The organism is Cellulomonas sp. P4_D11, from assembly GCF_056401915.1.
Genome location: NZ_JBFUIK010000012.1, coordinates 1 through 10,948 on the forward strand (window position 1 = coordinate 1; position 10,948 = coordinate 10,948).

Annotated in this window: 9 protein-coding genes; 6 read left to right on the top strand and 3 right to left on the bottom strand. The window is 72.8% G+C overall.

Annotated elements, in window-relative coordinates:
* The 4 genes from AC1DT4_RS09340 to AC1DT4_RS09355 form a co-directional block, all read left to right on the top strand.
* Positions 1-621, top strand: a 621-nt coding sequence (locus AC1DT4_RS09340; RefSeq protein WP_477089507.1) for a hypothetical protein, incomplete at its 5' end; no start/stop codon positions are given.
* A gap of 28 nt (positions 622-649) precedes the next feature.
* The gene (locus AC1DT4_RS09345) at positions 650-3,109 is read left to right on the top strand and encodes a hypothetical protein (RefSeq protein ID WP_477089508.1); all 2,460 of its coding nucleotides are present in this window, start codon (positions 650-652) and stop codon (positions 3,107-3,109) included.
* Positions 3,110-3,112: 3 nt separating this feature from the next.
* A complete protein-coding gene (locus AC1DT4_RS09350) occupies positions 3,113-5,317 on the top strand; it encodes a hypothetical protein (RefSeq protein WP_477089509.1) in 2,205 nt (734 codons plus the stop codon).
* A gap of 2 nt (positions 5,318-5,319) precedes the next feature.
* On the top strand, positions 5,320-7,278 hold the full coding sequence (locus AC1DT4_RS09355) for a hypothetical protein (protein WP_477089510.1): 1,959 nt from the start codon (positions 5,320-5,322) through the stop codon (positions 7,276-7,278).
* Here the strand turns inward: AC1DT4_RS09355 and AC1DT4_RS09360 are convergent.
* Positions 7,265-7,642 (bottom strand): nuclear transport factor 2 family protein, encoded by a 378-nt coding sequence (locus tag AC1DT4_RS09360; RefSeq protein WP_477089511.1) that lies wholly within the window; start codon positions 7,640-7,642, stop codon positions 7,265-7,267. The two genes, AC1DT4_RS09355 and AC1DT4_RS09360, sit on opposite strands and share 14 nt — an antisense overlap.
* Before the next feature lie 5 nt (positions 7,643-7,647).
* Positions 7,648-8,007: a cupin domain-containing protein gene (locus AC1DT4_RS09365; RefSeq protein WP_477089512.1), complete on the bottom strand. Its 360-nt coding sequence runs from the start codon at positions 8,005-8,007 to the stop codon at positions 7,648-7,650.
* A gap of 113 nt (positions 8,008-8,120) precedes the next feature.
* On the opposite strand from AC1DT4_RS09365, the gene AC1DT4_RS09370 reads away from it, so the two are divergent.
* Complete coding sequence (locus AC1DT4_RS09370; protein ID WP_477089513.1) at positions 8,121-8,711, top strand: TetR/AcrR family transcriptional regulator; 591 nt, start codon at positions 8,121-8,123, stop codon at positions 8,709-8,711.
* Between the two features lie 45 nt (positions 8,712-8,756).
* Entirely contained in the window at positions 8,757-9,428 is a 672-nt protein-coding gene (locus AC1DT4_RS09375) for an AIM24 family protein (RefSeq protein ID WP_477089514.1), read from the top strand.
* Positions 9,429-9,487: 59 nt separating this feature from the next.
* Here the strand turns inward: AC1DT4_RS09375 and pyk are convergent, their stop codons facing one another.
* A complete protein-coding gene (gene pyk / locus AC1DT4_RS09380) occupies positions 9,488-10,924 on the bottom strand; it encodes a pyruvate kinase (protein WP_477089515.1) in 1,437 nt (478 codons plus the stop codon).
* Positions 10,925-10,948 lie beyond the last annotated feature (24 nt).

Consider the following 10,948-nt stretch of genomic DNA (forward strand, 5'->3'; position numbering starts at 1 on the left):
GTCCCGGGCGCGGCGGCCCGGGCCTGGCGCGACGACACCGACGCCGGCCGCGTCTGGGCGTGCGCCGACGGACCGCGCTGGGCGGTCGGTGCCGACGGGGGCCCGGACGCGTCCCTCGTCCTGTACCGGCACGGGTCCGGACCGGTCGAGGGCGGGACCGCGACGTTCTGCGTCGACCTCGCGCTCACGTCCGCGGAGCGCGCGGCCGTCGTGCGGGCGGCCACCCTGCCGGCCGCGCCGGAGCAGCCCCCACCGCCCACGCCGGTCGTCGCGGCCCCAGACTGGCTGACCGGCACGGTCCGCATCGAGCTGACCGCGGGGGTCGCGGCGTCGACGTCGACCTCGCTGCTGGGCGACAACCGCGCGACGTTGGTGCTCACGCTCGACGCCGCCTCCGGGCCGGCGCTCGCGACGGCCTGGGCCGCGGGCCTGCCCGACGCGCACGCGGTCGCGGACCTGCGGGTGCGCGCGGTCCGGCGGGCGTCGGCGCGGGCGTCGGCACCCGGCGTGCACGTGGCCGTCGACGTGTCCGACGTCGTCGACGAGCCCCTGACGCTCACGTCCGACCTCCGGCTTCCGGAGCCCGCGCGTATCTCCCGCCTCTCCGACATCCACCTCTAGGCATCGCAGCTTCGAGAGGAACCGCACCATGCTCAGCTTCTACGACAGCCTGACCGTCCCCGGCCTGGACAGCGTGACCGTCTACCGGGACGACGAGGACGCCTGCCGGTTCTACGTCATGCCGGCGACGCCGCGCATGGCGCGCGACGACCAGGGCCAGCTCCTGCTGCAGCTCATGATCTACGCGCGCAACGTGGACACCCTGCCGCCGGAGGAGCTCGAGGCGCAGCGCGGCTGGATCGCGGCCTCCGTCGAGCTGCGGCTGACCGACGCCGAGGAGGAGCAGGTCCGCGCGTACCTCAAGGAGGTCATCAACACGGGCCGGTTCCTCTGGTTCGCGCGCTTCTACCGGCTGGACCTCGCGCCGCGCGAGCCCAAGATCACGCTGCCCGCCGAGTGGATCTCGGGCGACGTCTCCCTGTCGATGCCGGCCCCGGGCGGGTCGAGCACGATCACCACCTCGAAGCCGTCGCTCATCGGCACCAACGTGGCGACGCTCGCCGGCGACCTGGGCCAGGACGCCTCCGAGCTGGCCCGGCAGGGGGTGCTCAAGGGCGGGCTGCCGATGGCCGTGAACTACACCAACCTCACGTTCGCGGCGCGGATCCCGTCGATCACCGTGCGCATCCACGGCGACCGCAGCGCGTTCATGAGCGAGGCGATCAAGCGGTACGAGAACGTGCACGTCGAGCACACCCGCACCGAGGTCGACTACTTCGGCGGCCTGATCTCGTTCACCTACGACTACTACCGCCGCTGGACCACGCCGGGCGTGACCATCTCCCAGTTCCAGAACGACACCCAGTCGATCACGCTCGAGATCGACGACACGGACTTCCGCAACGACCCGGACTCGGTGGCCATCCGCGCCAAGTTCGAGGAGATGGCGATCAAGATCTTCACGGAGTCCGTGGTGCCGTCGATCATGAAGGGCGCGGAGGAGCAGTTCAAGGCGGCCCGCGAGGCGATGGCCAAGACCCAGGACCCGTCGAAGCCGCCGCCGGACGTCTCCGAGCAGGAGATCACCTCGACCGTCACCGGCACGGTCGACATCACGTTCTCCAAGTCGGCCGTGGTGCAGATCGCCAAGAACCCCAACGGCGCGCTGGCCAAGGACCTGACGCCCGAGGAGATCACCAAGGCGGTGACCTACCTCGACCTCAGCAACCCGTACTTCAAGGAGCTGTTCCTGCGGGTGCACGCCAACGTGAACTTCGAGCAGGACCCTGTCTACGGCCTCAAGGTCAACGTCGAGTACGACCAGCAGGACGACCAGATCCCCCGCCCGGTCAAGGGCGCGAAGTCGATGCTGTTCACCAGTGCCGACGAGGTGAAGACGTTCCGGCAGATCCTCGCGCGCGGCTCGGACGGCAAGACCAAGGACGAGTACCGGTACTTCTCGGAGATCATCTACAAGGAGACCGGCCAGACGATCCGCGTGCCCGCCAGCGGGTACCTGCCGGGCACCGGCACCGAGCTGATCATCAGCTACCGCTCGCTCGGGTTCGTCAAGGTCGGCGTCACGCTCGGGCCGCAGCCCGCCGAGGTCGTGTCCGTGCGCGTGGCGTTCACCTACCCGCGCTCGACGGCCCAGACCGCGACGCAGACCATCGAGCTCACGCCGGCGGCACCCTCGGGGCGGTACTTCACCTACACCGGCCACGACGGCGACCCCGACCCGTACACGTACGCCGTCACCTACGTGCTCGCCGACGGCCAGCAGATGGACGTCGCGCCGCAGACCAGCCGCTCCGAGACCCTGGCCGTCGGCAACCCGTTCGAGGGCAGGACCACCGCGACGTTCGTGGCGCAGGGCGACTTCTCGGTGGTGGACAAGGTCATCGTCGACGCCGCCTACGACGACGCCGATCACGACCTGCACCTCACCCACCACGCCGAGCTGGCCACCAACGGCGCCTCCGACCCGTGGTCGGTGGCGCTGCGCGACCCGGCCCGCACGGCGTTCACCTACCGGACCACGGTGCTGTTCAAGAACGGCTCGAGCGAGCAGCGGGGCCCGACGCCCGCGGTCCTGGGCGAGACCGTGCTCGTGGGCGTCGGGGCCAGCGCCGCGCTCGAGGTCATGCTCGTGCCCAACCTCGACGACCGGTCGTTCAGCTCCGCGATCGTCCAGCTGGAGTACCACGACCCCGCGGGCGCGACGCAGACGCAGAGCTACCAGCTGACCAACGCCACCGCGCCGCCCGTGTTCCGGGTGCTGCTGCGCGACCCCGCGGCACGCACCTACCGGTACCGCATCCAGCTGCTGGCCCTCGGCAACGGCCAGCCGTGGGACTCCGGCTGGCGCGACGGCACCGACAGCGTGCTCCTGGTGCGGGCGGACACGCCGGTGACCCCACCCACACCGGCCGCTCCCCCGGCCACGCCCGCGCCGCCGGTCGCGACGCCGACCCCGCCGGTCAGCCCCGCCCCGCCGGAGCCGGTCCCCGGGCCGGGCACGGCCACCCCGCCGACCCCGGTGGCCTGAGCCATGGCCGACAACACGATGGCGATCGCCGGCCTGTCCGGCGCGACGTTCCAGCTGGCCCGCTCGCAGACGATCGCGACCTCGGTCAACCTGTCGATGCTGCAGCGCGCGGTGCTGGTGGTCGGCGGTGGCGGCCCCACGTTCGCCGCGGGCCAGGAGCCCCTGCTCGACGGCACCGCGTACACGGCGACCGACGGCGTCGCGTACTTCCGCCCGCAGATCATGGTCGCCGGCCGCCCGCCGGGCCGGCGCCCCGGGCCGGACGTCTGGTTCCTCAAGGACGACGCGGGCGACATCAGCCTCCAGTGGACGCTGGCCACGGCCCCGTTCCCGGCCAACCCCGCGGCCGTCCCGCTGCCGTTCACCATCACCGCGGTGCGCATGGAGTGGGCGCAGGGCTCGTTCGACTTCGTCGCGCCCGGCGTCGAGCCCGTCGAGGGCCATGCGCCCGACCAGCCGGCGTACCTGATCCACGGCGGGGCACCCCTGCTGCGCGAGAAGGCGAACGAGCTCGAGGCGGCGATGAACCGCCCGGACTCGGCCTGCCGGCTGACGGTGACCTACACCTACGACTACACGGTGCAGGTCCCGGTCGACGGCGGCCAGTCGCCCACGGGTCCGGTGCTCGACGTGCCGATCGTCCGCGACCACCGGCACGACATCGGCGACGCCGTCGTGCGCGACCACCGGATCCGGGACGGTGTGCGGCTGTCGCCGCAGGCCGACCTCGTGTCGTTCGACGTCTCCGCCGCCGTCGTCGCCGAACCCGCGATGTCGGCCGTGCCCGTCGCCGGCCTGACCCGCCGGTTCGACGCGCGGATCAGCAACGTCTTCGAGGGCGCCGCACTGTCGGCGATCTTCGCGGCGCAGCAGACCAACCCCGAGAACCGGACGCAGACGGTGGTGCGCTCGGTGCCGTTCGTGTTCGAGCCCTCCGACGAGCAGAACGCGCCGATCTACCGCTCCCTGCACGGCGCGGCGAACCTCACGGACGCCTGGGTGCGCGGCGACGGCGGCTGGATGAGCGGCTCGGAGCTGCCGAACACGGTCTACCGCCTGCCCGACGACCTCCGCCTCGCCTGGGACACCGAGCTGGGCGGCCCGCACATGGTGCCGACGCTGCACCGCGCGACCACCGGCGACATGCGCGTGCGGCTCCTGGTGCGGCTCGCGCCGTGGCACGACACCCGCAAGGTCGCGCTCGTGCGCAAGCTGGTCAACCTGCCCGCCGCGCACGTCGTCATCGGCGAGGTCGACAAGTCGATGCTGCGCATGGGCGGCTCGTTCCCCGAGGAGCTGTCGGTCGTCGGCGACGCCGGCGCCCCCGCCCCGCTGACCGGTCTCGACCTGACGCTCGACCTCTCGCTCGCGTACTACCAGCTGTTCTGCGAGCAGATCACGACGCCGATCGGCGTCCCCGGCACGGTCGACGTCGTGCTGGCCACCTCGCCGCCGGCGACCGAGGGCGCCGAGGCGACCGCCCAGGCCACGACCGTCCCGGTGCAGCTGCGCCTCGACCGCGTCGACGACCTGCCGTGCTCGGTCGCGTTGCCCGAGGTCTCGTCCCCGCGCACGGTCACCGTGACCAACCTGTCGGGCGTCGACATCACCGTGGCCGGCGCCGAGGTCACGCTGCTGCAGGTCGACGAGGAGTCGGTGACGCCGGTCGACACCTGCCCGGGCCGCTGCACCGCCACGTTCCCGCTGACCATCCCGAGCACGGGGTCGGTCGAGCTGCCCATCGAGCCCGCGGAGGAGGCCGCCACCCCGGACGCCCAGATGATCTGGAACGGGGTGCTCTTCGAGCTGGTCGACAAGCGCCTCCTCACCACCCCCGACCAGATGCTCAAGCACCTGCACGAGCTGGCCGGCGCGTCGGACTCGAGCCGCGACCTCAGCGTCTCGTCGCCGGTCTTCGCCACCGGCACCGTGCCCGAGCGGTGGAAGGGCCTGGTGAGCATCGAGGTCGAGGTCACGCCACCGGGCGGCGCGCCGACGTCGGTGGTGCTCAGCCCGACCAACCCGAGCCGGACGATCGCGGCGCGGATCACGCTGCAGGACGTGGCCGCGGGCGCGCCGGGGGGCATCTCGGCCGTCGGCTTCCGGGTGCGGAACAACTACGCCGACCACCAGGGCCAGTGGACGGAGAGCCAGCAGCAGTCGGGCACGGACCTCGTCGTCTACCCGAACGCGACGCCGGGCGACTGACGGTGCGGGCCGTCGCGGCGACGGTCGGCTCGGCCGTGCGCCGGCTCGGCCAGCTCGCGCACCGCGGCGGCACGTGGACCGACTTCTGGCTCGACCCCGGTCCGTCCTCGTCGTGGGTCACGGCCTACGTCGGCCTCACGCTGGCGCACGCGGCCGACGACGACCGCCTGCACCCGGACGTGCGGGCGCTCGCCCGCCGCACCGCCGACCGAGCCTCCGACGCGCTGCTGAGCACCACGCGCGACGCCGCCTGGGGCTGGTCCCCCACGGTCCGGCCCGACGCGGACTCGACGGCCTGGGCGGTGCGTCTCCTGTGCGCGACGGGTCGGCCGGTCGAGGCGCGGACGTGGGCGTTCCTCGACGAGCACACGGGCGCGGACGGCGTGCGCACCTACGCGGGGTCGCACGCCGCGGGCCGCTGGTCCGACGCGATGCCCGAGGTCACCGCCGTCGCGCTCATGGCCCGGCACGAGGGTGGCCGGCTGCCCCGGGAGCAGCTCGCCGCGCGGTGGGTCGAGCGCTTCGGCGCGGACAGCGGCTGGTCCAGCCACTGGTGGCCAGGCACGGCCCACCCGACGGCGCTCGTGCTCAGCGCCTGGCAGCTCGCGGRCCGGCCCGCAGGGGGCCACCAGGTCGAGGCACCGGCGAGCGGCGACCCCGCCGATCTCGTGCGGATCGCGGCGGCGCTCGGGGTGCCGACGAGCCTGGACCGGCTGCTCGCCGGCGCGCAGCCGAACGGCCAGTGGCCGGGGGCCACGGTGCTCCTCGTCCCGGCCGCCCACCCCGGGCAGGCGCCCACCCGCACGACCGACGCCCGCGGCGCCTTCACCACGGCGACCGCGCTCGACGCGCTGCTGGCCACCCGCCCCTGGCCGTCGGCTCCCGCACGCCCGGCGCGCCCACGCTCCCGCGACGATCGCTGGGACCCGGTCGTCGCCGACGCGGCCACCGCCCAGGGCGTGGACGACACCACCGCCCTCGCGGCGTTCCGGGCGCTCACCCGCGAGAGCCTGGCCGCCCCCTCGCCGTGGCCCGCCGAGCAGCTCTCGTCGCTCGCGGCCGGGCTCCCCGTCGAGCTCTCGGTGCAGCTCGGCACCCACCCCGACGCCGCTCTCCGGCTCGCGTGCGACGTGGGCGACCCGCGGCTCGCACCGCACCGCCGAGCGCGCTCCGGCCTGGCCGCCCTCGCCCGGACCGCCGACCACCTCGGTCTCGCGGACGCGTGGCACGCCGCCCGGCCGGTGCTCGGTCTGCTCACCGACCGCGACCTGCCGGTCCCGGACGGCAGCCGGTTCTGGCTCTGGGGCGGCCTCGACCTGCGCGCGGACTCCTCGGCCACGCTCAAGGCGTACCTGTCGATGCACGGCGGCGACGTGCCCGGCTGGCAGGCGCGCGAGACCGCCGCCCTCGTCGCGGCCGGCGTCCCCGCCGGGGCGCCGGTCCACGACGCGACCAGTCTCCTGGCGACGGCGGGGTGGTGTCAGCAGGTCGGGGTCGGCCTCGCCGCCGACGGTCGGTGGGGCCTCAAGGTCTACTACGAGCTCGGCGGGTGGCACCCCGAGCTCGTGCGCGAGGTGCTCGCCGCCTGCCGCCTGCCCGACGAGGTCGGCAGCCTGACCCCGGAGGTCCCGGGCGTGCTGCGCGCCTCCCTGGCCGCACGCCGGCGCGCGGGCGTCTCCCTGCGCGTGGATCCCGCGACGGGCGCGGTCGGCGAGCTCACGGTGACGTCGGCGTTCCCGCCGCCGCTCGTCGGGCGCGACGAGCTGGACGCGCGCGTCCTGCGCTGGCTCGCGACCACCGGCGCCGAGACCGGCCCGCTGGCCGCGCTCCTCGCCGCCGTCGCGCCGACGTGGCGGGACGCGCCGCCGCTCGACCGCCGCCTGAGCCTGTTCACCCGCAGCCTGAGCCGCACGCGGACGGCGACGACGGTCTACGTGCGGCCCGGGCTCACGCGAGCGTGACCCACTGCGCCCGCCAGGCGGGTGCCTCGAACGGCTCCGCCCAGTAGGCGGTCTCGCGGGCGATCTTCCCGTCCCGCAGCTCGAAGATGAACGTGCTGAGGAACACCGGACCGTCGTAGTCCAGCCTCGCCTCGAGCACGACCAGGTCGTTCTCGGCCAGCACCCGACGCGGGGTGATGGTCGGCAGTCCCGGGAACGCGCCGTAGACCCCACGCCGGGCGTCGCCGCCCACGACGGTCTCCCCCGACTGCGGCCAGTCCATCACCGCGTCCTCGTGGAACAGGTCGTCCATGACGTCGACCTTGCGGTCGTTCAGGGCCTGGACCAGCCGCTCGACGACGGCACGGTTCTCCGCCTCGGACATCCCGCTCACCGCCTGCGGGCGTAGTCGCTCGCGCCGTACCAGTCGACGACCACGACTGGTTCGTCGCCGAGCACCCAGGCGTCGTGCCCCTGGGGCAGGGAGGTGACGTCGCCGGCCGTCGCGACCATCTCGGTGCCGTCGTCCATGCGGATGGCCAGCCGACCGCTCACGTGGTACTGGAAGTGGGGCGCCTGGCAGCTCGGTGTGCCCGCGATCGGCTTGACGTCGACGGACCAGCGCCAGCCCGGGTCGAGGACCAGTCGGCCGATCTCGCTGTCCCCCACGGTGACGATCTCTGCTCTGCCGTGCGGGAACTCCCGGGTCTCGTCGGGCGCCTGGAACGTCTTGTGCGCTGTCTCCTGCATCGGTCCGGCCTCCTCGTACGTCGGGCGTTCTGTCCTGATATGAACCCTGCTCTGGTATCCTGACCTTCTAGTAGGTAGGTGTCAATGAATCTCACCCGACGGAGGATGCGGGCATGACCCAGACCGACGCCCCCGACACCCGCACGCGGATCCTCGACGTCGCCGAGCGCCTGGTGCAGACCCGCGGCTTCAACGGGTTCAGCTATGCCGACGTGGCCACGGAGCTCGGCATCGCCAAGCCGAGCCTCCACTACCACTTCGGGACGAAGGCCGACCTCGGCGAGGCGCTCATCCGTCGGTACGCCGAGCGGTTCGCCGCCGCGCTGACCGCGATCGACGCGCGGCCCGACGACGCCCGGCGCAAGCTCGACGCCTACGCGGCCCTGTACACCGACGTCCTGCGCGACCAGCGGATGTGCCTGTGCGGCATGCTCGCCGCCGAGTACCCCACGCTGCCGGAGCCCATGCGGGCCGCCGTCACGACGTTCTTCGACGACAACGAGGCGTGGCTCGAGCAGGTGCTCGATGCGGGCCGCGCGCAGGGCGCGCTCCAGCTGACCGGGCCGTCGGACGAGGCCGCCCGGATCATCGTCGGCGGGCTGGAGGGCGCCATGCTCGTCGCGCGGTCGCACGGCGACCCCACCCGGTTCGAGACCGCGGCGGGCCGGTTGCTCGCGGACGTGACGGGTGCGGGCACCACCTGACCGCCGGCCGGTCGCGGCCGAAGGGGCGTCGCTAGCATCGGGGGCATGCGCAGCTCACTGATGCAGAACGCCGAACGGTCCACCGAGCCCGGCAGCTTCGTGCTCCAGAACACGCGGATGCTTAAGGTCGACCTCGCCGGCACCGGCGGGTTCTTCTACGCCAAGCAGGGGTCGATGGTGGCCTACCAGGGCGACGTCGACTTCGCCTACGAGGGCAGCGGCGGCATGACCAAGATGTTCAAGAAGGCGTTCACCGGCGAGGGCATGAAGCTCATGAAGGTGTCCGGCAGCGGGGACGTGTTCCTCGCCCAGGACGCCGACGAGATCTTCGTGCTCGAGCTCGAGAACGAGAGCGTCACGGTCAGCGGGTCGAACATCCTCGCCTTCGAGAGCACGCTGACGTGGGACATCAAGCGCGTCGAGGGGGCCTCGATGCTCAGCGGGGGGCTCTTCAACACGACGTTCTCGGGATCCGGTGCGCTCGCGGTCACCGCGTACGGGACGCCCGTCGTCCTCCAGGTCGACGTCCCGACGTTCGTCGACATCCAGTCCGCCGTCCTCTGGTCGACCTCGCTCACCTCCAGCGTCCGCAAGACCGCCAAGATGTCCGCGGCGATCGGCCGGGGCTCGGGCGAGGCCTACCAGCTGGGCCTGTCGGGCAACGGGTTCGTCGTCGTGCAGGCCTCCGAGGGCCACACGATCCCGACGCAGAACTGAACCGGAACGCCGATCGGCCCCGGCGCGGGTGCGCCGGGGCCGATCGGAAATGAGGTGCGTCAGGCCACGCGGCCGGTCGCGTTCTCCTCGTCGCCGATCTTGTGCACGACGATCGAGTTGGTCGAGCCGACCACGCCCACGGGGGCGCCGGCGACGACCACGACGTAGTCGCCGATCTCCGCGAGGCCCTGCGCCCGCAGGGTCGAGTCGACCTGGTTGACCATCGCGTCGGTGCTCTCCACGGCCGGCACGCGGTACGTCTGCACGCCCCAGCTGAGCGAGAGCACGTTGCGCACGTCGTCGACCGGCGTGAACGCCAGCAGCGGGATGGCCGAGCGCAGGCGCGACATCCGCCGGGCCGAGTCGCCCGACTGCGTGAACGTGACCAGGTACTTCACGTCGAGCGTCTCGCCGATCTCGGCGGCCGCGCGGGTGATCGCGCCACCACGGGTGTGCGGCGTGGAGCCGAGCGGCGCGATGCGCTCGCGACCGAGCTCCTCGGTCGCCTCAATGATCCGCGCCATCGTGCGCACGGTCTCGATCGGGTAGTCGCCCACGCTGGTCTCGCCCGAGAGCATGACCGCGTCGGCGCCGTCGAGCACCGCGTTGGCGCAGTCCGACGTCTCGGCGCGCGTCGGGCGCGGGTTCGTCGTCATCGACTCGAGCACCTGCGTCGCGACGATGACCGGCTTGGCGTTGCGGCGGGCCAGCTCGACCGCGCGCTTCTGCACGAGCGGGACCTGCTCGAGCGGCAGCTCGACGCCCAGGTCGCCGCGGGCGACCATGATGCCGTCGAACGCGGCGATGATCTCGGCCAGGTTCTCGACGGCCTGCGGCTTCTCGATCTTGGCGATGACCGGGACGACCCGGTTCTCCTCCTCCATGATCCGGCGCACGTCGGTGTAGTCGTCGGCCGACCGCACGAACGACAGGGCGATGATGTCGGCGCCGATGGTGAGGGCCCAGCGCAGGTCCTCCTCGTCCTTGTCGCTCATCGCGGGAACGGACACGGCGACGCCGGGCAGGTTGAGGCCCTTGTTGTTCGACACGGGTCCGGGGACCTCGACGCGCGTGACCACGCGCGGGCCCTCGACGGCGGTCACGCGGACCAGGACCTTGCCGTCGTCGATGAGGATCGGGTCGCCCACGCGCGCGTCGTTCGGCAGACCCTTGTGGGTCGTCGAGACGAGCTCCTTGGTGCCCTCGACGTCCTCCGTCGTGATGGTGAACGTGTCGCCGACCGCGAGGTCGTGCTTGCCGTCCTTGAACCGGCCGAGCCGGATCTTCGGGCCCTGCAGGTCCACCAGGACGGCGACCGAGCGACCCGACGCCTGCGCGGCGGCGCGGACGTTGTCGTACACCTTCTTGTGGACCTCGGTGTCGCCGTGGCTGCGGTTGAGCCGCGCCACGTCCATCCCGGCGTCGACGAGGGCCTGGATCTGCTCCGCGGACTCCGTGGCGGGGCCGATGGTGCAGACGATCTTTGCTCTACGCATGAAGCGAGCCTATGCCTTCCGTGT

Coding starts and splice junctions, on each gene's coding strand:
- AC1DT4_RS09345 (WP_477089508.1), top strand. CDS start 650: ATGCTCAGCTTCTACGACAGCCTGACCGTCCCCGGCCTGGACAGCGTG.
- AC1DT4_RS09350 (WP_477089509.1), top strand. CDS start 3,113: ATGGCCGACAACACGATGGCGATCGCCGGCCTGTCCGGCGCGACGTTC.
- AC1DT4_RS09360 (WP_477089511.1), bottom strand. CDS start 7,642: ATGTCCGAGGCGGAGAACCGTGCCGTCGTCGAGCGGCTGGTCCAGGCC.
- AC1DT4_RS09365 (WP_477089512.1), bottom strand. CDS start 8,007: ATGCAGGAGACAGCGCACAAGACGTTCCAGGCGCCCGACGAGACCCGG.
- AC1DT4_RS09370 (WP_477089513.1), top strand. CDS start 8,121: ATGACCCAGACCGACGCCCCCGACACCCGCACGCGGATCCTCGACGTC.
- AC1DT4_RS09375 (WP_477089514.1), top strand. CDS start 8,757: ATGCGCAGCTCACTGATGCAGAACGCCGAACGGTCCACCGAGCCCGGC.
- pyk (WP_477089515.1), bottom strand. CDS start 10,924: ATGCGTAGAGCAAAGATCGTCTGCACCATCGGCCCCGCCACGGAGTCC.